The following is a 23,776-nucleotide window of genomic DNA, read 5'->3' as shown; positions in this document are numbered from 1 at the left end:
CAGCGAATGTTTACATTTCATAATATTTCGATCGTTATGAGCTTTGTCTTGGCCATTGGCGCTTTTATTTTATTTGCTGGGTACATCGAAGAAAAAGATTTTAACAAAATTGAATTTCGCGGAAAGACTGTCGAATCACTTTTAGAAAAATCATTGAACCAAAATTTAGAAGTCGTTTATTCGATTCAAAATTTATTTTTAACTCGCCAGGATATTTCGCGCCAACAGTTTAAAGATTTTGTGACACACTCGTTATTGCGCCACACGGGGATTCAAGCGATTGAGCATATGATTCGTATACCGCGAAACGAGCGTGCAAAATACGAAGCTAAAATGAAAGCCGAAGGTTTTCTCAATTTTAGCATTAAAGAGCTCGGGTCAGACGGTAAGTTGCGTGCAGCCGGTGTGCGCGACCACTATCATGTTTTAAATTACATCGAGCCTTTACAGGATAATTTAGCAGCGCTTGGTTACGATATCAGTTTCACTCCTGAGGCGAACGAAGCTTTGCGAATGGCTGAATCAACGGGGATCGGTGTTTCGCCATGGCTGAATCTGGCTCAGGGTGAATTAGGCTTTGTGATTTATATGAGTATTCCAAAAACTGAAGGCATGGCCGCTGGGGTATTTCGTTTAAAAAGATTTGTCGAGGCCGCTATTGCTTCGTCACAGTCTGATGGCGTAGATTTTGTGATCGAAGAAATAAAAGATTCGCCGATTCGAGCAAGATCTTTAAGATATGATTCGGTAGAAAATAAATTAGTTGAATTCACACAAATGGATGAAGACGTTGATAAAGAATTGATGTTTAGCAATATCATCGCTATCGGCCAGCGCACTTGGCGATTAACGTTTTTTCCTTCTAGCCAATTCAAATCCGTTATCCATCCGAGTATCCCCTATATAGCAGCTCTTACAGTGTTGCTATTAATGTTAGCCATTACATTCTTTCTTGATGAGCGTGATGCCCGTGCAACGGCTGAAACAGCGACTAAGGTGCGCGAAGAATTTATGACCGTAGCGTCACATGAATTACGCACGCCACTGACGCCGCTTAAAATGGAAATTTTCTTGGTTAAAGAGCTAGTGTTAGCAGGACAAGCCAGTAAAGAAAAAATTATCAGTCTTTTAGATAATGCCAGTAAACATTTAAATCATATTGTGGGTTTAATTGATGATTTATTAGATGTGGGTCGCATCGGTGAAGAACATTATCAGTATGAATTTTCACATTTTAATTTAGATACTTTGATTCGCGGCATAGTCGAAAAATTTGAACCAGTTTTTAAAATGAACGCTTGTTCTGTTCATATGAACATTCAGCCTGAAGTTCGTGTGCACTGGGATGCCCAACGTATTGAACAGGTCGTTGCGAATTGTCTAAGTAATTCAGTGAAGTTTTCTAACCAAGCCATTATAGAAGTTAATCTGCGTACTGAAGGCGAATACGCTATTTTTAGTGTTAAAGATAATGGTATCGGTATTTCAGAAGAATTTCAGAAAAAAATGTTTAATAAATTCGAGCGTGGCGTTTCTAATAAAAATTATGGCGGCTTAGGTTTAGGTTTATATATCGTTCATCAAATTATTACTGCCCACGGCGGAACTGTTCGCGTGCACAGTAGCCCAGGCCAGGGTGCTGAGTTTATTTTCCAGGTTCCACGTCATGTCTGATTTACAAGATAAGTTTATTATCCTTAAAAAAACCAAATATGGCGAAGCTGATTTAATTATTCATGCGCTATCCGTTGCAGGAGCTAAAAAATCATTTATCGCCCGTGGCGCTTTAAAAAGTAAAAAGCGTTTTGGCGGCGGTATTCTAGAGCCCACTCATTTTGTAACTCTGACTTACAAAAAGGGTAAAACAGACGATGCTTTAAATGTTTTAAACGAAGCGGTTTTAATTGATGATTTTAAGGATATTCGCGCTGATTTTGATAAGCTTGAATTTGCCCTGTTTATGCTAAATAGTGCCTATAAAGTTTCGCAAGAAGGAGATTTTGATTCTCACTTCTTATTTAACTTAATCGGTCATTCGTTAAGGCAGTTAGGAAAAACCGCAAGTCTTCAGCGTTTTAAATTACATTTCTGTCTTAAGTTTTTATTCCAACAAGGGGTTATCTCTGTCGAAGAGTGGATGGCGCCGTTCTTAAAGGCCAACATGGCTGATTCTGAACAGTTAGATCAGTTACCAGAGCTTCGTGAAATTGTAGATACCTATGCTGATTCGATCGAATCGCAAGTGATTCACTATATTAAAAACGCTGACACAGGCTTTTAAATTTTCTTTTTTGAAAGTGGATGTCTGACTTCAACGATACGGGCCAGTGTATCTATATTAAGATGCGTGTATTTCTCTGTGGCTTGCAAACTTTCGTGGCCTAACATTGTTTGCAGGGTGCGAAGGTTTGTACCACTCGCTAACATATGTGTGGCAAAGCTATGTCTGAGTGAATGGGGATGCAGGGGATTCATTAAGCCCACTTTGCGCCCTAGGTTTCTGATATAGTCATAACCTTTGCGTGAGTTTAACGGTTCATCACCGAAAACATATTCTGAGTTTTTATTTCTGGCTTTTTGCGCTTTTAAAACATCGTTGCAAGCTTCAGGAATAACAATCAAACGCTCTTTCTGACCTTTACCTAATATTAGAATTTTACGTTCATCTAAACGAATATCTTTCCAACGTAAGTTGCAAGCTTCACTGATACGAAGACCACCGCCATAGAGAAGATTAAATAAAGTTTTTTGATTTTGCGTTTCTTCATCAGAAGACTGATTTAAAAATTGTAAGACGCTAATCACTTCATCGACTGAAATAAAGTGCGGAATTTTTTTCGGAACTTTCGGGCACACTAACTGATCGGCGTAATTTTTATCGATGATTTTTTCAGCGTAGAGCCAGTTGAAGAAGCTCTTTAATGTAGCAATCTTTCTATTACGTGAAGCTGGTGATAAACGACCCCATTGGGGCAAAGAATCGCGACACAGAAGCCATAGTTCTTCACCAGAATTAAAGGCTGTGGCCTTAACATCGGCCAAATTAATCAGATTGTTGTTTTTTTGAGCAACAGGCTTAGAGCCTTTATTTTGAAAAAACGCCTGGTTTAAATCCAGGGTGTAAGCCTTTAGTGTCAAAGGAGAACAAGATTCTATATTCTCTAGATATTTCAAGAAGTTATGTATTTGTTTAGACACTAAATAGGCCATCAAATTGATTATATATTAGGCCATAACGATTGAGGGGTCCTAAAAATATTTTAATGCAATGCAAAATTTTCCTTGCAATATTTACCCGACTTTGGTTATATTACGGTCATAACACGGTGTATCAAAATGAGCTAATCATTCTGAGACACCAAATTTAGGACGTTTAAAGTACGTGAAAGGTAGGCCCCAATGTCTAATGACTCTAGCGCAACTACAGTTCTTCCGAGTTCACAAAATCAAACACAAATGAGTTGGAATCAAAACCAAACTCAAAAAGTGATCGAAAACAGATCAATCATCTACAAATCGGACGTCATGGGCCAAATGATGAAAATGATCGACCGCGTGGCTCCTTCACAAGCTAACATCCTAGTTCTTGGTGAATCCGGAACCGGTAAAGAGTTAATCGCTCGCGCTGTTCATGAAAAATCAAACCGTAGAACTAAACCATTCGTTGCAATCAACTGCGGTGCTTTACGTGAAACATTATTAGAATCAGAATTATTCGGTCACGAAAAAGGTTCTTTCACAGGCGCTTACAATAAAAAAATCGGTTTAGCTGAAGCTGCTAACGGTGGAACATTATTCTTAGACGAAATCGGTGAATTACCTCTTGCGATCCAAGCTAAACTTTTACGTTTTATCCAAGAAGGCGAAATCTTCCGCGTTGGTGGTAAAGAGCCAATCAAAGTTGATATCCGTTTAATCTGTGCAACTAACCGTGAGTTGGACCAAGAAGTTGTTCGTGGTAACTTCCGTGAAGACTTATTCTATCGTATTAACACGATCGTAGTTGCAGCTCCGCCATTACGTCGTCGTAAAGAAGATATTCCAGTTCTTATTCAATATTTCTTATCACAAGGTCATTCGTATCTTAACCGTGGTAAAACGATTGATGAAGAAGCTTTAAAATTATTAGTAAAATACGAATGGCCAGGTAACATCCGTGAATTACAAAACGTGTGTGAACGTTTACAGATTTTATCTGAAGGCCACATGATCATGACAAACGATCTTCCTGACTTCATCCGTAATCCTGAAGTTAAAGAAGAAGGTCTTGAGTTTGATCCTTCAATGCCACTTTATGAATTAGAAAAACGTTATATCATCAAAGCTCTTGCTCACTACGGTGGAAACAAAACACAAGCGGCGCAAGGTTTAGGTATCACGATTAAGACTCTTTACAATAAACTTCATGAGTACGGTGAGTTCGAAAAATATGCTGTACACACGAAGCCTGCTAAAGACTAGTCTCGGCGGACTGCCGAGGAGATGCAGTTGGACTATAGCACGTGCGAAAACCACCGAATGAAGTACGTTAGTTGGTCGGTGTTGAACGAACTTGAATCATGACACGTTGGCGGAACAGGTTCGTTTTATTTTACGATTCACATTGGAAGGCTCACCGTAAAGGTTGAGCCTTTTCCTATTTCACTCTCTAAAGTGATCGTTCCACCATGAGCATCAACAATTTCTTTCGAGATATAAAGCCCTAAGCCTAAACCATCGTAATTTTTTATCGAAGCGGCCCGTTCAAAGCGTTGAAATATTTTTTCGCGGTCCTCTTCTAAAATTCCGGGGCCCTGATCAGTTACTCTTAAATAAGCTTTGTCTTTGTCATTATCCACCGTAACCAGGATTGGTTTTCCAGCGCCGTACTTCATCGCATTACTTAATAAACATGAAAAAACCTGCTCAATGCGGTTGTAATCCCAAACCCCATTGACCGGCCCATCTTTGTTAAGAATCAACGAACATTGTTTTTTTGAAAGCTCTTCGAGTTTTTCTTCGCTCACTTGTGAAACAAGTTCGACTAAATTCATCGGTTCACGATTTAAAATTAAACGTCCGGCCGAAATACGGGTGACATCTAACAAATCATCGGTCAGTTGAATCAGCCGATTAATTTCGCGGTCGGTGAAATCCAAAGCTTTAAGTAAATTTTGCGCTTTCGGAAGTAAATCCGGTTGAATTTTTCGTGCTTCACGTTTGAACCAATCAAGATACATCTTAAGCGGCGTGAGTGGAGTGCGCAATTCATGTGAAGCCATCGCTAAAAAATCATCGCGTGACTGCACTGACTTTTCCGCTTCAACACGCTCATGGTGCTCATGTTCCAGCAAACGATCGCGTTCGGCTTCAGCACGAAGTTGTAAGGTGATATCGCGGTAATTCCACACGCGACCGATGATTTTTCCATGTAAAACTTGTGGGTTAGAAACGCGTTCAATAATTCGTCCGTCTTTTAGTTTTAAAAGATCTGCGCTTTTTTGAGCCGGGTTAGCATAAATAGCTTCTGTGCGCTGAATAACTTCATCGGGGTTTAACATCAGTTCTGAAGCTATTTTTAAAGCGCGATGGCCATCAGAAGCTTCATACGGATTGGCCATGCCTTCAGGCCACATCTGTAAAAATGTCTTATTACACTGAACAACACGGCGGTTGAGATCCATAACCATCACACCATCAGCGGTTGATTCCAAAGTCGCTTCAAGCAGTGATAGAGTTTTTTGAATTTCGGCGGTTCTTTCTTGAACTTTCTGTTCTAACAGATCGCGGGCTTCACGCAGTTCGACCTCCATGCGCTTACGTTCAGTGATATCGCGGGCAATCAGCGTAGCACTTACGACGCGGCCATCAATGATCACCGGTGCAATACGCGAATGATACCAATTGGCGCCTTGGCCGCTATCGCGGCTTAAAATTTCATATTCAGTGGCAACACCTTCGGTAAAAACTTTTTTCAATGCTTTTTTTAAAATTGGGGCTTGATCAGGCGAAACAAAATCTACAGCGTTATGGCCGATAACTTCGTTAGTTGTCAGCGCAGTGACCGAGCGGTTGATAAATTGAATTTTCTCATCAGGTCCAATACTAATAATAATATCTGGTGCTGTTTCAGCTAATTGACGCCATTTAGATTCAGACTCACGTAAAGCCTGTTCTGCGTTTTTAACGTTAGTCTTGCTGGAAATTTCAGGGTCCATCATTGTAGTTTTTCGCTCGGGCAGTGATGGCGAACAAGATCTAAAAGTAGATCAATGCGAATTGGCTTTTTTAAAACACCGTAAAAATTTTCTTTCGAAGAAATTTGCTCTGCAAAAGCTGTCACTGCTAACAAGGGAATACTTTGATAGCGCGAATTTTTTTTCGCTTCTTCTGAAAATGTCCAACCATCCATAATCGGCATCATCATGTCGAGTAAAATCATGCACGGTTTCGGAATTTGCGAAAGCAGAGCAAAGCCCTCAGCGCCATTAGAGGCCGTGACTAAGTGATAGCCTTCGGCTTCGAGCATGGCTTTCATGAGTTCACGAATATCGTCATCGTCTTCGATAACCATAACTGGGTGAATATGATGCTGGTGCAGGTATTTTACATCTTCCGATGAGAGCTGATCCATCAAGTGAAGATGCTGCAATTGTTGTGCAGAGGGTAGGTAAATTTGCGAATGGGGCAATCTTGGAAAAGGGTGTTCTGTCGTGCCCCAGAAAAAGAAAAAGCCCTCTTTTCGAGGGCTATTTGACTCAAATTTAAATTTGAATTTAAACTCTAAAAACTAGATGTAACCTTCGTCATCATCGTCGTTTTCTTCTTCATCGTTAGAAGCGAAGTTGTCTTCGTCTTCCATTTCTTCTTCCATATCTTCTTCAGCAGATTCGTCTTCCATATTTTCGAAATCAGAACCTTCTTCGCCTTCTTCAGATTCACCTTCTTCGTAAGACTCAGCGCCTTCAAGAGCATCTTCATCATCGCCAACCATAGAGTCTAACTCTAATTCGTCGTCGAACTCAGAATCGATATCAGAAAATGAAGTTTGTGTAGGAACTACAGCTGGAACAACTTTTTTAGCAGCTGGTTTTGCAGCAGGCTTAGCTTTTTTCGCAGCAGGTTTAGCTGCTTTTTTTGGAGCCGCTTTTTTTGCTGTTACTTTTTTCGCAGCTTTTTTAGCAGGCTTAGCAGCTTTTTTCGGAGCTACTTTTTTTACAGCTTTCTTAGCTGGTTTAGCAGCTTTTTTAGCTTTCTTAGGAGCTGCTTTTTTCGCAGCTTTTTTTACAGGTTTAGCTTTTTTAGCAGGTTTTTTCTTAGCCATGTGAACTCTCCATTTTTGTTAACGAAAACATTCATTAGACTAGAGAAAAATAAACACCTACGCAAGAGGTAGGTGCTTGGAACTAGATGTTAATTATAGTCCGAAATGGTCTTCAAGGATTCGAGCGAACTCAGGCGGTACCACGGTCGAGATAAAAAGGCCGGGTTGGTGACCATTTTTCGCGTTGACGTAGGTCAAATATCCAAAAGTTCTGCTCTTATCGCTGTTTTTGATAGGTACAGTGATGTTAATCGGTAACGGAAGTGCTGCTTTATCTGGCAATGTCATAAATAAGCCCACGGCACTTAAACCGATATAAAGATTAATTTTAGTGTTGTTCTGAGAAGGAAAACTTAAGGCTAAGCTAGGCAATTCATTTTGCCCCGCAGGCATAGCTGGTAATAAATCTCCATTCGGAAGACGGCCCGCTGGAACAGTAGTAATTCCTTTTAAGATATATTTAATAGGAACACGTACGGCCATTTTCATTTTGCCTGTGCCATCAAACATCGGCGTAAAACTAATATCTGGATATTTATTGAATGTTCCAGACGGGGTGAATACCACACCTTGTGGCATCGGTAACATAATGACGAACTCGCCCCGTGTTTTATCGATATCAAATGCTAAAGCTCCGTTGGCCCCCATGCCTAACTTATTAGATGAATCATCTACGCGGCTTTTCATATCTACTGAATCAATATTAGGAGAAACGGGAGTTGGTTCTTCTGGAGTTTCTGTATTTTGACCTTGCTGGCCTTGTTGGTTTTGAAGCGAAGCAGGTGCTGGGGTCGTGCCACCACAAGCAGTTAAGTAACTTACTAATAATAGTGTCGTTGTGATTTTTAGTTTCATAAATCCCTCGTCCGAAAGCTGATTTTGATTTGCTTTCAGCAAACCTTATTTCGGACCAAGGTCTAGTTAGCTTTAGGATTTTTGGAACAAAAAAAGCCGATCGTGATGATCGGCTTTTTTTCGTCAACAAAGTTGACATAATCCATTAAATATTTCGATTAGCTGTATATTAATCCGTCAATATTAGCCAATTAGTTTCAATGCTAACTGTGTTGATTGGTTAGCTTGGGCTAATGTTGCAGTACCAGCTTGTAAAAGAACATTGTTACGAGCCATATCAGAAGTCGATGAAGCTACGTCAGTGTCACGGATACGTGAATTGGCTGCAGCTAAGTTTTCTTCAGTGATCGCTAATGTATCTACTGTCGAAGTCATACGATTTTGTAAGGCACCTAAGTTTGCTCTCATTGCATTTACGTTTTGTTGCGCTGTTTCGATCGCAGAGATCGAAGAGCGGGCACTGTCTTTTTTTGAAAAATCCATATCAGTTAATCCTAAGGCATCTAATGTGCCCACGTTTTTAGTTGCATCAAACGCAATTTGGTCGCTCTCAGTTGAGAAGATACCAATCTGAAAATCAAACGTTGGTGTAGAACCGTCTAATAAAGAGGTTGAATTCCAGCGTGTTGATTTAGCGATACGTTGAACTTCATCTTTCAACTGAGAAATCTCAGTTTGAATTAATGAACGTTCGTTATCACCGATAGTGTCAGAAGCTGCTTGGATCGCTAATTCGCGTGAACGAATTAAGATATTCGAAATCTCACCAAGACCGCCCTCTGCAGTTTGCACTAAAGAGATCGCATCGTTTGCGTTACGTTTTGCTTGAATCGCAGATCTAATTTGACCGCGCATAGTTTCGGAAATCGCTAACCCTGCTGCATCGTCTGCGGCTTTATTAATTCTAAATCCGCTGGCAAGTTGTGCTGACGAGTTCTGCATTAATCTTTGACTGTTCGTCATGTTTCTTTGCGTGTTGATAGCAGCTACGTTAGTTGAAATTCTCAATCCCATTATAAACTCCGTTTAATATTTTATAAAAATTGTTTCATCGTTTTTTCCTTCCGTGAGTTGTTTTCGTACAGAACTGCGTCCGAGCAATTCTTTTTGCGCCTGAGCGTCCACATGGACTGTTGAGGTTGGCGCGTGCCTATTTAATATTCCTTCAATTTTTGGTTCATCCTTAATTCATCCTTGAGGCCTCCTTTCAAAAGGTTTGAGAATCCCATCGCTGCCAGTAGCTGACATTGACGAAGATCATAGAGACTTCCAGTCTCGTAGTTTGTTACTTATCTCTTTTTTCGACTGAGTTCGCGGAATTCTTGACAGGACATGTGAATAGAAATTTGTTAAGAAAATGTTTTTTTAGAGAGAAATTTCACTCTGAAAGTAGGGATTTCTAAACGTCAGTCTTAGGACTCGACGAGGCTTAGTTTCAGTCTTGGGAATGTTGGTCGAGTCACGGCGAGTGTCACGATTATGTCGATCGCTTAAGTTAGACTTTCTTCGAGAGAAAATAATGATCTTTGAGAGTGAAACGAAGCTCCCAGTGTTTTGCTTCTTGAGCGTAATCAATACCAATTCTTGGAGAAGCCACGATCTCTGAATTTTTGATTTTGGCTCCGATATCCTCAATGAAAAGTGTGTCGTCCGTGAGTAATAATGAATTGTGATCGCGTGTGATCTTCATTGCTTGTGCTAATTTTCCAGGGCCTGTAGTCAAGCTCCACAGATGTTTTTTATTTTCAGGATCAAAGGTTTTAAGCTTACGCGCTTTCGCCATGAAAGATAAGCCTTCGCAAGGTTCAAGAGCACGAATAAGAACAGCTTCAGGAATATCTTGTTTTTGTGTGACCACGTTTAAACAATCATAAATGCCGTAGATTAAGTAGACGTAACTGTGCCCACCGGGTAAGTACATCGGTTCAGTTCGTTTAGTTTTACGGTTTCCGAAGGTGTGACAACCACGATCTGTAACACCTAAGTAGGCTTCAGTTTCGGTGATAATTCCTGAAAGGCGTTTACCATTCACGATATGAACTAGACGTTTACCTAAAAGTTCACGCGCTACTGTTGTGGTGTCGCGCTGATAGAAAGATTTTTTAAGCTTAGTCGATTTCAAGAAAGCGGCATTGAGCAATTTTCCCGCTCAACTCGTAGGAGTGAAGAGAATTCGCACGTAAGTGATTGGCCGTATTAAAGCCTAAAGTGCATGTCGTCGTTTCCGAGGCGAAATGGGAGCAGTCTTCACAGGCGAAAGGGATCTTATAAGCATTAAAATCACGCGCTTGAATCACGTCTTTTTTCATAGACGGTCTAATGCGAGCTGAGGGCTGTTTTAATGGGATTTTACCATTGGCTTTCGACATAAGTTTTATATAGGACCTCGGGTTGACAAATGCAATCTATAACTCATCCTTATTGTATGGAACAACGAGGTAAACAGTGAGTAATGAAATCCAAAAAATGACCAGAAGAAGCCAAGAGGCTATGCAGGCTGCAGCTAAGCTTGCAGAAAGCAAAAAGAACTCTTCCGTTGAACCCGAACATTTAATACTAGAATTAGTTGAGCAAGACGATGGCGTTGTGCCGCGTGTTTTACAAGAAGCTAAAATTCAGCCAGCTTCATTAATTACACCGTTAAACAAAGCAATCAGCCAGTTGCCGCAGCTTTCATCGGCGCAAGCCAATGTTTATGCGAGCGCCCGTTTGCAAAAACTTTTTAAATACGCCGAAGCTGAAATGGTAGAAATGCAAGATGAACTTATTTCAACAGAGCATTTCTTTTTAGCGTTATTTAAACTTGATGATGCCGGTCTTAAAAAGATTTTAGAAACTGCCGGTGTTAAAAAAGCGGCGTTCACAGAAGCGCTTAAAAAAGTTCGTGGTAATCAACGTGTCACAAATGATGAACCAGAAAACCAATACGAAGTTTTAAAAAAATACGCGCGTGATTTAACAGCGTTAGCGGCCGAAGGAAAACTTGATCCGGTCGTGGGCCGTGATGAAGAAATTCGCCGCGTGATTCAAGTGCTTTCACGCCGTACAAAAAACAATCCGGTGTTAATCGGTGAACCTGGCGTTGGTAAAACAGCTATCGCTGAAGGTATGGCTTTACGTATTATTAAAAAAGATGTGCCTGATCACTTATTAGGTAAAAAATTAATGGCTCTTGACATGGGCGCTTTAATCGCCGGTGCAAAATACCGCGGTGAATTTGAAGACCGTTTAAAGGCGGTGATCAAAGAAGTCACTTCTTCAAGTGGCGAGATTATTTTATTTATCGATGAGTTACATACATTAGTGGGAGCCGGCAAAGGAGATGGCGCCATGGATGCGGGGCAGTTATTAAAGCCTGCGCTTTCACGTGGTGAATTACGTTGTATCGGAGCCACCACTTTAGATGAATATCGTCAGTACATTGAAAAAGATGCGGCCTTAGAACGTCGTTTTCAAACAGTGTTGGTTGATGAGCCAACCGTTGATGAAACGATCACGATCTTACGTGGTTTAAAAGAAAAGTATGAAGTGCACCATGGTGTACAGATTACCGATGGTGCGATTGTAGCGGCAGCGAAACTTTCGCACCGTTATATCACAAATCGTTTTTTACCAGATAAGGCGATTGATCTTGTCGATGAAGCGGCAAGTAAACTTGGAATTGAAAATAGATCTGTTCCTGAAGAGGTAGATCAAATCGAACGCCAGATTTTAAATTATAAAATCGAATTAGAAGCGTTAAAAAAAGATACGGATAAACAATCTTTAGAACGTAAAGATAAAATTTCAACAGAGTTAAATGAACTTCAGTTGAAGTCGCAGGCATTACGTGAAAAGTGGAACTTTGAACGTGGCCAGATTGATAAAGTAAAATCTTTGAAATCAGACATCGAACAAATTAAAAACGATATCAGTCGTGCTGAGCGTGATGCGCAGTATGAAAAAGCGGCGCAGTTAAAATACGGAAAACTTCCAGAGCTTGAAAAAACTCTGCAAGATTTAGAAAGTAAACTTAAAACTAAAGACGGCTCTTTATTAAAAGAAAAAGTTGATGCAGAAGATATCGCTGATGTGGTTTCTAAATGGACACATATTCCAGTGAGCCGCATGTTAGAAAGCGAAACGCAAAAACTTTTACACATGGAAGACACTTTAAAGAAAAAAGTTGTCGGCCAAGACAAAGCTTTAGAAGTGATTGCTGATGCTGTTCGAAGATCGCGTGCGGAAATCGCTGATCCGAACCGTCCGATCGGGACTTTTATTTTCGTGGGGCCAACCGGTGTAGGTAAAACTGAAACGGTCAAAGCCTTAGCTGATTTCCTATTCGATGATTCAACAGCCGTTGTGCGCATTGATATGTCTGAGTACATGGAAAAACATTCTGTGTCTCGTTTGATCGGTGCTCCTCCGGGCTATGTGGGTTACGAAGAGGGTGGTCAGTTAACTGAAGTGGTTCGTCGTAAACCGTATGCTGTGATCTTATTAGATGAGATTGAAAAAGCGCATCCGGATGTGTTTAACGTTTTACTTCAGTTATTAGATGAAGGTCGTTTAACTGATGGTCAGGGCCGCACTGTAGATTTTAAAAATACAGTGATTGTCATGACTTCGAACTTAGGAGCCAGCCAAGGCAGTGAAGCGATTCAGACAGCGCTTAAATCTTTCTTCCGCCCGGAATTTTTAAACCGTGTGGATGATGTGATTGAATTTAAACCGTTAAGCCAAGAAAACTTAAACGGCATCGTGAAAATTCAATTACAACAAGTGATTGATCGTTTAGCGCAAAAAAGTATTAAAGCTGAATTCACTGATAGTGCAATAGTGTATCTAGGTGAGAAAGGTTTTGATCCTGTATTTGGTGCCAGACCGCTTAAAAGAGTTATCCAGACAGAGGTCTTAAATCCATTGGCGAAAAAAATGATTGCTGGTGATATTAAGTCCGATTCTATGGTAAAAATAGATTATGAAAATAATTCTATTTCTTTTAAGTAGTATCGTAGTCGCTTCAACATCTTTTGCTAAAGAGACCCCGCTGATCACTGGTGACATCGGGGGATCTACGGGTAATAACAACGGAGTCACTTATCAAGAAGTTCACTTAGGGGTGAATTTAAATTTCACTGACTGGTTAACTTGGCGTAACTCGGGTTTTCAAAGAACCGGCGATAAAATCGAGACAATCACAGGCTTAGATTCGACTTTACGTTTAGTTTTAAGAACTAAATTAGGTCAAAGCGGAAGCTTCAACTTTTTCTTAGGCCCCGGTTATCGTTGGTCAAGTAAAGAGATTAACAACGCTGTGATCGGCGAGGCCGGTATCGGTGCAAACTTCGGTGGCTTTGGTTTAAGTGGTGGTGCGAAGTACTTAAAGTATGACAAAGACCGCTTCAACTCTGATGGCGAAATTTTAAAAAATGAAGATGTAAACTACTTCATCAATATTTCTGGAAATACTTCTTTCGGTAAGTAGTCGACAGCTAATCTCGTTACATAATTTTTCTTGAAGGGATTGCGCACATCGCAATCCCTTTTTTTATGTCTAAAATCTTTTCACATTTTTAAGATTATGTTTTCCTGTTCCAAACCCGCTAAAGGTCTAGGTAATAATTGCCGAACTAGTTGTTCGTCTGGAGAACTCATGTAATCGCCGTACTGGACAAAAAATTGGAGGGGTTGATGTCTACCATCAATAAAAAGTTATTGTCCGTGGCGAGTTTAACAACATTGGCGTTATTAACAATGGCCAATCAAAAATGTGAAGAACAGCCTGTCGTTAAAGCCAGACAGTTAAAAAAGAATGTGCAGATTCTAAAGATGGAAGCTTCATCGTTCTTAGATAACTCAGGCTTCAATTTCTCTGAAGTGGCGCAAAACCAATTATCAGGTGTGATCTTTGAAGAAGAATCAATGTTTGAACGCAATGTTTACCCGAAAGTAGATCAAGCTGATCCACAATCTTCTGCCGGTTTACAAAAAGCCTCTGTTGAACAAAAACAAATGACCCAATTAAAAACTTGGTTCCCGACGATGAAATCAAGTGATGTGCAATTATCGCGTGATTCAAGTTGTTTGGTGTCTCGTCCACAGCATTTACTTTACGGTAAAATTAATTCTTTAGAAGCGTATTCGGGAATGGCTTTACAGTTTGGGTTTAATTCATCAACTGTACAAATTCCTTTATCTGCAAAATTTAAAATGGATAAAATGCGTATGGATCTTAGCTTTCATGCGTTTGATCCATGGAGTTCGCAACAAATGGCTGCGGTAAATTCTGAAGTGATCAAGAAAGATTATTCGGCAGGATTTGGTATTGATTTGGGTATCATCCACATCGGTCCTGAATTTTACCGTGTAACAGGTATGGCTGAAACTGTTCTTAAAGGATTAAAACAGTCGATCAAAGATATTTCTGAGAAATTAAAATCACTGCAACGCCAAGAATGGCATACGCGTGTATTAATCAGCCGTGATAACTACGTGGTTATTGTGGGTGGTGCAGAACTTGGTCTAAAAAAAGGCGACCGCTTAAAAGTTGAAAATGAAGTGCATGACTGGATGGGCGAACCGTGTGGTGAAGGCAGCGTGTTACTAGGTTCGGTGTCGGTAACAAACGATCCTTGGATTATCGAAATCGAAGATGCTGGTAACTTAATGGCCAAAGCCCGCGTTTTAAACCCTCGTGAGGACGAATCTATTGAGGTTGGTGCCTTAACTCGCGTCAGTCAGCTGGTGCAAGATCAACCGGTACAAACTAATAGCAAATCATCTAAGAAAAAGAAATAAGCTCTTAGAGTAATCAATAGACTAACGCTGCTTTAACGTGATAGTTAAAGCAGCATATGTTTTCTGGAATTGTCGAGACCACATCTACCGTAATCCGCACTGAAAAAATGAACCAGGCTTCGCGCCTTTGGGTAAAACGTCCAACGTTTTTTGATGATATCAAAATCGGCGACAGTATTTGCGTCAACGGTGTTTGCCTAACTGTTGAAGCTTTCGATCAAAACGAAATGCAGTTCTGCTTAGGTTTAGAAACTCTGACATTACTTTCAAAAAGCCTTCCGTTCTGGGAAAAGTTTCCGTTAAATTTAGAACGCTCATTAAAATTCGGTGATCGTGTACATGGTCATCTTGTAACTGGTCATGTGGATGAGTCGGCTAAGATCGCTGTTTCAGAAGCGAACGGTGATGTGTGGGATCTAGCGGTTGAAACTTCTCCTGAACTTGCCAAACACTTTTGGCAAAAAGGTTCAGCCTGTGTAAACGGCGTAAGTCTTACGATTAATAAAATTGAAAACTGTTTTATTTTCTTTTGTTTAATTCCAGAAACTTTAAAAGTAACTAACCTTCAGTATTTTAAAAAAGGTGATTACGTAAATCTTGAATCTGATTATTTGGCGAAGGCCTACATTCGCGCGCAAGGAAATAACTAATGTCTAGCCAAATGAATTCTATCGAAGAAATTCTAATTGATTTTAAAGCCGGAAAATTTGTGATCCTGGTTGATGATGAAAACCGCGAAAACGAAGGTGACTTGGTTATCGCCGCTGATTTTATCACGCCAGAAGCTGTAAACTTTATGGCGAAAGAAGCGCGTGGTTTGATTTGTCTATCAATGACCGCTTCACAAATTGAAAAATTACAATTACCGATGATGGTTTCAAAATCACATCAACGTGGCCCTACAGAAACGGCATTTACTTACTCTATCGAAGCGAGCTTCGGTGTAACGACGGGGATCTCTGCTGCGGATCGTTCACACACCATTAAAGTGGCGTCACGTGAATCAGCACAAGCCACGGATGTGATCTGTCCAGGTCATATTTTCCCCTTAAAAGCTCATCCACAAGGTGTGCTTGGCCGTGCCGGTCACACTGAGGCCAGTGTGGATATGGCGATGTTAACAAAACTTACTCCAGCCAGTGTTATTTGCGAAGTGATCAACGACGATGGCTCAATGGCGCGCTTACCAGATCTTATGGTATTTGCAAAAAAACATAATATTAAAATCGGAACGATCGAAGATCTAATCCAGTATAGGAAATCAAATGAAAGTTAAAAGTGCTAAGCCAACTAAAAAATCTGCAAAGTCTGCTAAAGCCGCTAAATTAAAACCAGCGCAAAAAATTAAAATCGGCGTTGTAACATCTCGTTTTAACGAAGAGATCACATCTAAGCTTGAAGACGGCACTTTAGATTTCTTAGAAGCTATCGACGGCGTTGAAATCTTAGCGGTTCGTGTTCCGGGTGCGGTTGAAATTCCGTTAGCGGCTCAAGCGTTATTAGAATACCAAAAAGTAGACGCGGTGATCACTTTAGGCGCCGTTATCCGCGGCGAAACGACTCATTACGAAGAAGTTTGCCGTTCTGTTGAGCGAAATTGCTCAAGATTAATGTTAGATTACAAAAAACCAATCGCTTTTGGCGTTTTAACAACTGAAAACGAAGAGCAAGCACTTGACCGTGTAGGCGGTCGTCATGGCCATAAAGGTGTTGATGCAGCTCAAGCAGCCCTTGAGATGATTGGACTTCTTAGAGAAATTAAGAAAAAATAAAGGGGTATGAGTACTAAACCTACCGAAAATGTTGAGTTGCTGAAAAGGCGAAAAGAAGTTCTATCTATTTTCGTTATTTCAATCATGCTCGCCATTTTGATCGGTATCGAGGTTTTCGTATTCCGTTCCGGCCAAACTTTACCAAGCCCGTACATCATTTATTTTATCGGGCTTGTTAACGTAAACTTAATTCTAGTTCTATTACTTCTATTTTTAATTTTCCGTAACGTCGTAAAAGTTTTTATCGAACGTCGCGGAAAAATCTTTGGCTCTTCGTTAAAATCAAAACTGATTATCGCCTTTGCTACGTTCTCGGTTATTCCGACATCGTTAGTTTTGATTCTTTCGGTATTTTACTTAAACAGTTCATTTGACCGTTGGTTTTCACAACGTATGATCGGCATTCTAAAAAATGCCTCTGAAGTGATTGATTCATTTATCACGCAAGAAAAACGCAAAGGTTACGACTACGCTGAAATGGTCGCTCAAGCGATTCAAAAAACGCAAAGCCCACAAAAGATCGACGAAACTCTTAAAAAACTGCAACGTGATTATAAGCTTGATGCGGTTGAATATTACCCAGATCTTTTATCAGAGCGCTACATTGCCCAAGACGCCAAAGCGATCAAACAGGTTGTACCAAGACCAAATTTTGATTTCTTACAAAAAGGTTTTTTACACGAAAGCCAAGCAAGTCTAGTTCAAGTTTTTTCAGATTCGCACTTACTGCGTATGATGGTACCGATGGATAACGGTGTCGTTGTCGTATCGAAAGTTTTAAATTTAGCGCCCGGGGCAAAGTTTGACGATATCGTCGGCGCTTACCAAGAATTCCAAACTAATACGCTGATCGAAAATCCGCTAAAGTCGATGTACTTCGTTATGCAGATCGTGATGTCGCTAGTTATCTTATTTGCCGCGATTTGGTTTGGTTTCCACTTGGCGAAACAATTATCAGTTCCGCTGGTGCAATTAGGCCGCGCTACCAAACGTGTTGCAGGCGGTGATTACTCGTCGCTTGAAATCGAATCAGGATCTGAAGAAATCAATAGCCTTATCGGAAACTTCAATCAGATGATTTCAAATTTATCGTCATCTGAATTAGAACTTCAGCAAACGATCAAAAACTTAAATCAATATACAACTTACGTTGAAATCGTTTTAGGAAACGTATCTGCCGGCGTTTTATCGGTCGATATGGCTGGTGTGGTGACAACGATGAATCGCCGTGCCGGTGAATTATTAAATACCGATCAAACAAAAGCTGTCGGTAAGCCGATTAAGCAATTATTAGACGAGCAAAACTACAAAATTTTCTCGCAGTTCGTAAAAGCGATGCAGGAAAACAATTTAACAAGTCTGCAAAAAGAAATTCGTATCGAAGTTGAAAAGCAGACTGAAAAAGGTATTGAAAAAGAACCAATTCCACTTTCAGTTCACATTTCGATTTTACGTAATGAGTTTCAGCAGCAAATCGGTCGTATCATGGTGTTTGATGATATGACTCCGATCGTGAACGCGCAGCGTGCAGCGGCTTGGCAAGAAGTGGCCCGTCGTATTGCTCATGAAATTAAAAATCCATTAACGCCGATTAAGCTTGCGGCCGAACGTATTTCAAAAAAATACGGTGATCAAATCAATGAACAGGCTTTTAGAGATTCAATTCAGATGATCGTGTCGCAAGTCGATGATATGCGAAATCTAGTGAATGAGTTTTCGCAGTTTGCACGTATGCCTGAACTTAAACAAATTCATGCGCAGTTAAACGATGTTTTAAAAGGCATGGGTGAAGCCTATTCACAAAACCATACGAACATTAAATTTAACTTAGAATTAGATCCGGCATTGCCAGAATTTAAATTCGATCCGGCTCAGCTAAAACGTGTGTTTGTGAACCTTCTTGATAACGCGGTTCATGCAACTGAGGACGCCACAGCACAGATCGCAAATCCTGAAGTGACAATCCGTACTGAATACCAAACTCAGCACAGAATTGCCCGAATTTACATCATTGATAACGGCCCAGGAATCCCAGCGCGCGACAGAGTGCGTGTATTTGAGCCTTACTTCTCAACGAAAGAAAAGGGAACTGGTCTAGGTTTACCGATCGTGAAAAGTATTATCGAAGATCACGGCGGCGTTATCCGCGCCCTAGGCAATGAACCGCAAGGAACAAAGATTTACATAGAGCTTCCGCTATATACAAGCGCACCTTAATCATGTAGCTTTTATTAGCTATAAGAAGGTGACCTATGTCTCAAGCTTTACATGAAGAAAAACTTAAAACGCGTATTCTCATTATCGACGATGAAGGGCCGATTCGTCAGGTTCTGTCTGAAAGTTTAAAAGACGATGGTTTTCATGTTTTAACTGCACCAGATGGACCTACAGGTTTACAAGTTCTGCAAGAATTTAAACCCCACATTTGTTTCTTAGATATCTGGATGCCGAAAATGGATGGTATCGAAGTTTTAACACAAGCAATTCCACACAACCCAGAGACTCAATTTATTATGATCTCTGGTCACGGAACAATTGAAACAGCCGTTAAGGCGACTAAAATTGGTGCTTGGGATTTTATCGAAAAACCACTTTCACTAGAAAAAATCACTCTAGTGATCGACCACGTTTTAAAATTCAAAGCTGAAAAAGATGAAAAACAAGCCTTACTAAATAAACTTAGAAAAAATATCGCGCTTGTGGGTGAATCTAAATCGTTACAAAAAGTGCGCGAGCAAATCACGACGGTAGCGAAGACTCAGCAAACGATTTTAATTTCTGGTGAATCTGGATCGGGTCGCGAGTTAGTGGCGCAAAACATTCACTTTATGTCGGCACAAGCCAGCCGTTCCATCGTTGAAGTGAACTGTGCAACATTACCGCAAGACTTAATCGAGATCGAATTATTCGGTATCGAAAAAGGCGTATTACCGGGAATCGATAAAACGCGTAAAGGTAAATTAGAATTGATCGAAGGTGGCACAGTGATTATCGAAGAGATCGAAGAAATGCCACAGGCGATTCAGTTAAAACTTTTAAATTATTTAAAAACACAAAAGTTTTCGCGTGTTGGATCGGCTGATCCAATCGATGCATCTTCACGCGTGATCTTAACTTCATCACAAGCCTTAACAGGTCTTATCAGCAGCGGAAAAATCGCAACAGAGTTAGCCGCATTATTACAAAATAACGAAATCTTTGTAGAACCTTTACGTAATCGTCCTGAAGATATTCAGTCATTAATTTTTCACTTCAGCGACATTATCGCTAAACAAATGGCTTCGTTTAGAAAAACAATTTCTGAACAAGGTTTAAAACTTTTAGTGAAACACACATGGCCCGGAAATATTCGCGAGTTAAAAAACTTTATCGAACGCGTGTATATCTTAACGCCATCTGATTATGTTGATGTGCATGATTTACGTTTTGCCGGTCTTTCAGATAAAAAAGATGGCCAACAAGGGTCACACTCTGAAATTTCAACTTTCCGTGATGCGCGTGCGGAATTTGAAAAAGATTATTTAATTAAAAAAATTCAGGAAAACGGCGGCAATATTTCAAAAACCGCTGAAGCGATTGGTTTAGAGCGCAGTTACTTACACAGAAAAATTAAAGCCTACGGCATCGAGGTAAATATCTAATGAAACAGTCAATTTTAAGATGGTCACAAACTCACTTATTCACATTAAAAGAAGCTCCATCTGATGCCGAGATTCCATCGCACAAATTAATGATGCGTTCAGGATTCATGAAAAAACTTGGCCCAGGCCTTTACACTTACGGGGCAATTGGTTTACGTGCTATTCGCAAATTTGAAGAAATCGTGCGTGAAGAGCTTCACAAAGCGAACGGTATTGAAGTTTTAATGCCGGTAGTTCAACCGCGCGAATTATGGGAAGAGACTGACCGTTGGACACAAATGGGCGCAGGCTTATTAAAGTTTAAAAACCGTAATGAACAAGAGTTTTGCTTAAGTGCAACAGCTGAAGAAGCTGTAGTTGATTACGTTCGCCATGAATTAAAATCATGGAGAGATTTTCCGAAAAATATTTACCAAATCCAAACTAAATACCGCGACGAAATCCGTCCACGTTTTGGTTTGATGCGTGGTCGTGAATTCGTGATGAAAGATGCCTACAGCTTTGATATGGATCAAGCGGGCGCTCTTAAAACTTACGAAGATATGTACCAAGCCTATGATCGTATTTTTAGCCGTTTAAATTTAGAATTCCGTGCGGTACAAGCTGACGCGGGTAACATCGGTGGAAGCCAAACTCACGAATTCCAATTATTAGCTGAAGCGGGCGAAGATGCTTTATTAGTTTCTGATAAAACAAGATTCGCGGCTAACGTTGAAGTGTGCCCAGCTATTGATGCTGTTCCACAAGTTTCAAACGATGCTGAAAAAGCTATGGAAAAATTCGAAACTCCAAATCAAAAAACAATCGCTGATCTTGAAGCTTTCACTAAAATTCCAGCACGCGAATTAGTTAAAACGTTGTATTTTGATTCTAATGAAGATGCGAAAGTAAAAACATTAAAACCTTTCGCTGTTTTATTACGTGGATCAGACGAAGTTAATCCAATTAAAATTAAAAACTTACTGGGAATGAATAACGAACCAGTTATGTTAACTGACGAACAAGTTCGCGAAGTGACGGGTGCTAATCCTGGTTCATGTGGCCCTGTTGGTTTAAAAATTCCAATCTATGCTGATAACGGCATTATGGGTTTAAAAAACTACATCGTAGGTGCCAATGAAGATCATTTCCACTTACGCAATGTAAACCACGGCCGTGATTTTCAAATCACAAAAACGGCTGATTTACGTATGGCGCGTGCCGGAGATAAATGCCCTGAATCTGATGGCCGCTTAAAAGCGTACCGCGGTATCGAAGTGGGTCACGTTTTCTATTTAGGTCAAAAGTACTCTAAAAAAATGAACGGCACGTTCTTAGATAAAAACGGAAAATCTCAACACTACGAAATGGGCTGTTACGGTATTGGTATTACGCGTGTCGTACAAGCTGCGATCGAACAAAGCCATGATGCTGATGGTATCATTTGGTCAAAAGCGATTGCTCCGTTCCACGTTCATATTTGTTTGTTAGATATCAAAGATGAAAAGTTAAATGGCTATGTGAATGAAATGGCTTTACGTTTTGCTGAAAAAGGCATTGAAACTTTCATCGACGATCGTGATGAACGCCCAGGTGTAAAATTTAAAGATGCAGATCTTTTAGGTATGCCTGTTCGTATCGTAGTTGGTAAAAAAGGTTTCGACGCCGCTCAAATCGAAGTTGTAAACCGTAAAACAAAAGAAGTTGAAAAAATGGCTCCTGACCAAGTGATGGCTCAGGTCGAAAAAGTTTTAGCAACTCGTTAATTTTGAAAGGCGACCGATAATGAATTCAAATTTGATCAAAAATCCAATTATGTTAGCTCTTGATGTCGATACCAAAGAGCAAGCAAAAAAGATTTTAGATCAAGTGGGAAGCGAAGTCGGCGCTATTAAAATTGGTCCGCGCTTAGGTTATCAGTACGGCGCGGATTTTATTAAAGAATGCGCTGCGATCGCGCCTGTATTCATCGATAATAAATATTTTGATATTCCTTCAACGATGGTGTCGGCTGTGAAAACAAGTTTTCAGGCAGGAGCAACCTTCGTTACTGTTCATGCACTTTCAGGTAAAGAAGCTTTGACTGAGCTTGCGAAGTTAGAAAAAGAATTAAATCAAATTCGTCCTTTTAAAATTTTAGCGGTCACAATCCTGACAAGCTGGGATCAGCAATCAATGCCGAAATCTCTTCACCCGTGGGCTGTTTCAGAACACGTGGTAAGCTTGGCGAACCTGGTTCAAGAATCAGGGCTTTCGGGCTTAGTTTGCTCAGCTCATGAGTTAGAACTGTTAAAAAACCACAATCTGTATAAGGTTACTCCGGGAATTAGACCGGCAGAGGCTTCTACAGATGACCAAAAACGTGTAATGAATCCACAACAAGCACTTCGTGCTGGCGCATCGGCCCTAGTTATTGGTAGACCGATCCTTCAAGCGCCAAACCCAAAACAAGCCGTTTTAGATATTTTAAAAACAATCTAAAATCGCCAAGGTTTTTGCTTTTAAGAATTTAGGAAAATAGTTATGAGAAAATCTTCATTTAACTCAAAGGGCGGTAAAGGCCCACAACGTTCATCAGGTGGTCGTTCTTCTCAAGGCGGATCGCGTCCACAGTCACGCCCAGCTCATGGCGGTGGTGGCGGTCGTCCACAAGCTCGCCACAGCGGCAGCGGACAAACTCAAGGCATGCACGCTTCTCTTCCTAAATCATGGAGACAAATCACTGGTACGCACGCGGTGAAAGAAGTTTTACGTGTACGTCCGCAGTCAGTAAAACAAGCCATCGTGCAAAAAAATCTAATGTCGACTCCTGAAGTGAAAGAGTTACTGGCAATCTTTAGAGACCACGACATTCGTTTCGAAGAACGTGCAGAACCTGAATTAGCAAAAATCACACAATCACACCAAGGTGTGATCGTATTTTCAGATTATAACCCAGCTTTTGATTACACTCACCAAGCTTGGGAGCATGAAAGCATGATCGTGGCTTTAGACGGCGTAGAAGACACTCACAACCTGGGCGCCATCTTACGTACAAGCTGGTTAATGGGTGTGAGTGGCGTGATTATTCCTGCTGACCGCGCCGTTGGTTTAACGCCGACAGTTCACAAAGTAGCATGCGGTGGAGCCGAGCATGTTGAGATCGCAAGAATTAATAATTTCAACGAGCCCTTTGAAAAACTAAAAGAGGCTGGTTTCTGGGTTTACGGTCTTTCGCACAAGGCTGAAAAATCAATTTATGAAATCGAATATCCAGAAAAAGTGATCTGGGTATTAGGCGCCGAAGATAAAGGCTTACGTTCAACAACAGAGCGTGTGTGTGATGAGTTAGTCTCAATTCCGCAAGCCGCAGCTGATGCAAGTTATAACGTTTCAGTAGCCACAGCGATGGCCTTAGCTGAAACAAAACGTCAATGGTCGCAAAAAAAACGTAAGTAATTTTT

At 40.5% G+C, this 23,776-nt stretch carries 21 protein-coding genes and 1 pseudogene; 14 read left to right on the top strand and 8 right to left on the bottom strand.

The window, feature by feature from the left end; all coding sequences use genetic code 11:
* Positions 1–6: 6 nt before the first annotated feature.
* The gene (locus ACKWCF_RS12580; protein WP_409477942.1) at positions 7–1,674 is read left to right on the top strand and encodes a CHASE domain-containing protein; all 1,668 of its coding nucleotides are present in this window, start codon (positions 7–9) and stop codon (positions 1,672–1,674) included.
* Positions 1,667–2,281, top strand: a complete 615-nt coding sequence (gene recO / locus ACKWCF_RS12575; RefSeq protein WP_409477941.1) for a DNA repair protein RecO — start codon at positions 1,667–1,669, stop codon at positions 2,279–2,281. Before ACKWCF_RS12580 ends, recO begins: the two co-directional genes overlap by 8 nt.
* Here the strand turns inward: recO and ACKWCF_RS12570 are convergent.
* Complete coding sequence (locus tag ACKWCF_RS12570) at positions 2,278–3,210, bottom strand: tyrosine-type recombinase/integrase (RefSeq protein WP_409477940.1); 933 nt, start codon at positions 3,208–3,210, stop codon at positions 2,278–2,280. The genes recO and ACKWCF_RS12570 overlap by 4 nt on opposite strands.
* 189 nt (positions 3,211–3,399) lie before the next feature.
* Here ACKWCF_RS12570 and ACKWCF_RS12565 point away from each other — a divergent pair, with 189 nt between their 5' ends.
* A complete protein-coding gene (locus ACKWCF_RS12565; RefSeq protein ID WP_409477939.1) occupies positions 3,400–4,461 on the top strand; it encodes a sigma-54 interaction domain-containing protein in 1,062 nt (353 codons plus the stop codon).
* 137 nt (positions 4,462–4,598) lie between these two features.
* Here ACKWCF_RS12565 and ACKWCF_RS12560 read toward each other — a convergent pair whose 3' ends face one another.
* The 7 genes from ACKWCF_RS12560 to ACKWCF_RS12530 form a co-directional block, all read right to left on the bottom strand.
* Positions 4,599–6,200 carry an ATP-binding protein gene (locus tag ACKWCF_RS12560; RefSeq protein WP_409477938.1) on the bottom strand — a complete coding sequence of 534 codons (1,602 nt, stop codon included), beginning with the start codon at positions 6,198–6,200 and terminating at the stop codon, positions 4,599–4,601.
* Entirely contained in the window at positions 6,197–6,613 is a 417-nt protein-coding gene (locus tag ACKWCF_RS12555; protein WP_409477937.1) for a response regulator, read from the bottom strand. Before ACKWCF_RS12555 ends, ACKWCF_RS12560 begins: the two co-directional genes overlap by 4 nt.
* A gap of 156 nt (positions 6,614–6,769) precedes the next feature.
* Complete coding sequence (locus tag ACKWCF_RS12550; protein WP_409477936.1) at positions 6,770–7,303, bottom strand: hypothetical protein; 534 nt, start codon at positions 7,301–7,303, stop codon at positions 6,770–6,772.
* A 93-nt stretch (positions 7,304–7,396) separates the two neighbouring features.
* Positions 7,397–8,158, bottom strand: a complete 762-nt coding sequence (locus tag ACKWCF_RS12545; RefSeq protein ID WP_409477935.1) for a hypothetical protein — start codon at positions 8,156–8,158, stop codon at positions 7,397–7,399.
* Between the two features lie 183 nt (positions 8,159–8,341).
* Entirely contained in the window at positions 8,342–9,172 is an 831-nt protein-coding gene (locus ACKWCF_RS12540) for a flagellin (RefSeq protein WP_409477934.1), read from the bottom strand.
* 481 nt (positions 9,173–9,653) lie between these two features.
* The gene (locus ACKWCF_RS12535; RefSeq protein WP_409477933.1) at positions 9,654–10,280 is read right to left on the bottom strand and encodes a DNA-3-methyladenine glycosylase; all 627 of its coding nucleotides are present in this window, start codon (positions 10,278–10,280) and stop codon (positions 9,654–9,656) included.
* Positions 10,267–10,527 carry a hypothetical protein gene (locus ACKWCF_RS12530; RefSeq protein WP_409477932.1) on the bottom strand — a complete coding sequence of 87 codons (261 nt, stop codon included), beginning with the start codon at positions 10,525–10,527 and terminating at the stop codon, positions 10,267–10,269. The genes ACKWCF_RS12535 and ACKWCF_RS12530 overlap by 14 nt, the downstream gene beginning before the upstream one ends.
* A 97-nt stretch (positions 10,528–10,624) precedes the next feature.
* Between ACKWCF_RS12530 and clpB the strand changes: the two genes are divergently transcribed.
* From clpB to rlmB, 11 genes and pseudogenes are all read left to right on the top strand, one after another.
* Positions 10,625–13,150, top strand: a complete 2,526-nt coding sequence (gene clpB, locus ACKWCF_RS12525) for an ATP-dependent chaperone ClpB (RefSeq protein ID WP_409480260.1) — start codon at positions 10,625–10,627, stop codon at positions 13,148–13,150.
* The gene (locus ACKWCF_RS12520) at positions 13,122–13,628 is read left to right on the top strand and encodes a hypothetical protein (protein WP_409477931.1); all 507 of its coding nucleotides are present in this window, start codon (positions 13,122–13,124) and stop codon (positions 13,626–13,628) included. The genes clpB and ACKWCF_RS12520 overlap by 29 nt, the downstream gene beginning before the upstream one ends.
* Positions 13,629–13,834: 206 nt before the next feature.
* Positions 13,835–14,941, top strand: coding sequence for a hypothetical protein (locus ACKWCF_RS12515; RefSeq protein WP_409477930.1), 1,107 nt, complete (start codon positions 13,835–13,837; stop codon positions 14,939–14,941).
* Between the two features lie 56 nt (positions 14,942–14,997).
* The gene (locus ACKWCF_RS12510; protein WP_409477929.1) at positions 14,998–15,591 is read left to right on the top strand and encodes a riboflavin synthase; all 594 of its coding nucleotides are present in this window, start codon (positions 14,998–15,000) and stop codon (positions 15,589–15,591) included.
* Positions 15,591–16,214 (top strand): annotated as a pseudogene (ribB, locus tag ACKWCF_RS12505) (3,4-dihydroxy-2-butanone-4-phosphate synthase); the annotation flags it as partial. The gene ACKWCF_RS12510 and the pseudogene ribB, both read left to right, overlap by 1 nt.
* Complete coding sequence (gene ribH, locus ACKWCF_RS12500) at positions 16,207–16,713, top strand: 6,7-dimethyl-8-ribityllumazine synthase (RefSeq protein ID WP_409477928.1); 507 nt, start codon at positions 16,207–16,209, stop codon at positions 16,711–16,713. The pseudogene ribB and the gene ribH, both read left to right, overlap by 8 nt.
* 6 nt (positions 16,714–16,719) lie before the next feature.
* Entirely contained in the window at positions 16,720–18,930 is a 2,211-nt protein-coding gene (locus ACKWCF_RS12495; RefSeq protein WP_409477927.1) for a sensor histidine kinase, read from the top strand.
* Positions 18,931–18,965: 35 nt separating this feature from the next.
* Complete coding sequence (locus ACKWCF_RS12490) at positions 18,966–20,354, top strand: sigma-54-dependent transcriptional regulator (RefSeq protein WP_409477926.1); 1,389 nt, start codon at positions 18,966–18,968, stop codon at positions 20,352–20,354.
* Complete coding sequence (locus tag ACKWCF_RS12485) at positions 20,354–22,099, top strand: proline--tRNA ligase (RefSeq protein WP_409477925.1); 1,746 nt, start codon at positions 20,354–20,356, stop codon at positions 22,097–22,099. Before ACKWCF_RS12490 ends, ACKWCF_RS12485 begins: the two co-directional genes overlap by 1 nt.
* Positions 22,100–22,118: 19 nt before the next feature.
* On the top strand, positions 22,119–22,814 hold the full coding sequence (gene pyrF, locus ACKWCF_RS12480; protein ID WP_409477924.1) for an orotidine-5'-phosphate decarboxylase: 696 nt from the start codon (positions 22,119–22,121) through the stop codon (positions 22,812–22,814).
* Positions 22,815–22,856: 42 nt separating this feature from the next.
* Entirely contained in the window at positions 22,857–23,771 is a 915-nt protein-coding gene (gene rlmB, locus ACKWCF_RS12475) for a 23S rRNA (guanosine(2251)-2'-O)-methyltransferase RlmB (protein ID WP_409477923.1), read from the top strand.
* The last annotated feature ends 5 nt before the right edge of the window (positions 23,772–23,776 follow it).

The sequence above is a fragment of the Pseudobdellovibrio sp. HCB154 genome (assembly GCF_046267985.1).
GTDB lineage: Bacteria > Bdellovibrionota > Bdellovibrionia > Bdellovibrionales > Bdellovibrionaceae > Pseudobdellovibrio.
This window is presented reverse-complemented; position numbering and strand designations above follow the sequence as displayed.

What these genes read in the sequence shown, in the direction of transcription:
- ACKWCF_RS12530 (WP_409477932.1), bottom strand. Translation starts at nt 10,527, where the DNA reads ATGTCGAAAGCCAATGGTAAAATCCCATTAAAACAGCCCTCAGCTCGC.
- ACKWCF_RS12515 (WP_409477930.1), top strand. Translation starts at nt 13,835, where the DNA reads ATGTCTACCATCAATAAAAAGTTATTGTCCGTGGCGAGTTTAACAACA.
- ribH (WP_409477928.1), top strand. Translation starts at nt 16,207, where the DNA reads ATGAAAGTTAAAAGTGCTAAGCCAACTAAAAAATCTGCAAAGTCTGCT.
- rlmB (WP_409477923.1), top strand. Translation starts at nt 22,857, where the DNA reads ATGAGAAAATCTTCATTTAACTCAAAGGGCGGTAAAGGCCCACAACGT.
- clpB (WP_409480260.1), top strand. Translation starts at nt 10,625, where the DNA reads ATGACCAGAAGAAGCCAAGAGGCTATGCAGGCTGCAGCTAAGCTTGCA.
- ACKWCF_RS12580 (WP_409477942.1), top strand. Translation starts at nt 7, where the DNA reads ATGTTTACATTTCATAATATTTCGATCGTTATGAGCTTTGTCTTGGCC.
- ACKWCF_RS12555 (WP_409477937.1), bottom strand. Translation starts at nt 6,613, where the DNA reads ATGGATCAGCTCTCATCGGAAGATGTAAAATACCTGCACCAGCATCAT.
- ACKWCF_RS12565 (WP_409477939.1), top strand. Translation starts at nt 3,400, where the DNA reads ATGTCTAATGACTCTAGCGCAACTACAGTTCTTCCGAGTTCACAAAAT.
- ACKWCF_RS12495 (WP_409477927.1), top strand. Translation starts at nt 16,720, where the DNA reads ATGAGTACTAAACCTACCGAAAATGTTGAGTTGCTGAAAAGGCGAAAA.
- ACKWCF_RS12540 (WP_409477934.1), bottom strand. Translation starts at nt 9,172, where the DNA reads ATGGGATTGAGAATTTCAACTAACGTAGCTGCTATCAACACGCAAAGA.
- ACKWCF_RS12510 (WP_409477929.1), top strand. Translation starts at nt 14,998, where the DNA reads ATGTTTTCTGGAATTGTCGAGACCACATCTACCGTAATCCGCACTGAA.
- ACKWCF_RS12570 (WP_409477940.1), bottom strand. Translation starts at nt 3,210, where the DNA reads ATGGCCTATTTAGTGTCTAAACAAATACATAACTTCTTGAAATATCTA.
- ACKWCF_RS12545 (WP_409477935.1), bottom strand. Translation starts at nt 8,158, where the DNA reads ATGAAACTAAAAATCACAACGACACTATTATTAGTAAGTTACTTAACT.
- ACKWCF_RS12520 (WP_409477931.1), top strand. Translation starts at nt 13,122, where the DNA reads ATGAAAATAATTCTATTTCTTTTAAGTAGTATCGTAGTCGCTTCAACA.
- ACKWCF_RS12485 (WP_409477925.1), top strand. Translation starts at nt 20,354, where the DNA reads ATGAAACAGTCAATTTTAAGATGGTCACAAACTCACTTATTCACATTA.
- ACKWCF_RS12490 (WP_409477926.1), top strand. Translation starts at nt 18,966, where the DNA reads ATGTCTCAAGCTTTACATGAAGAAAAACTTAAAACGCGTATTCTCATT.
- recO (WP_409477941.1), top strand. Translation starts at nt 1,667, where the DNA reads ATGTCTGATTTACAAGATAAGTTTATTATCCTTAAAAAAACCAAATAT.
- ACKWCF_RS12560 (WP_409477938.1), bottom strand. Translation starts at nt 6,200, where the DNA reads ATGATGGACCCTGAAATTTCCAGCAAGACTAACGTTAAAAACGCAGAA.
- ACKWCF_RS12550 (WP_409477936.1), bottom strand. Translation starts at nt 7,303, where the DNA reads ATGGCTAAGAAAAAACCTGCTAAAAAAGCTAAACCTGTAAAAAAAGCT.
- pyrF (WP_409477924.1), top strand. Translation starts at nt 22,119, where the DNA reads ATGAATTCAAATTTGATCAAAAATCCAATTATGTTAGCTCTTGATGTC.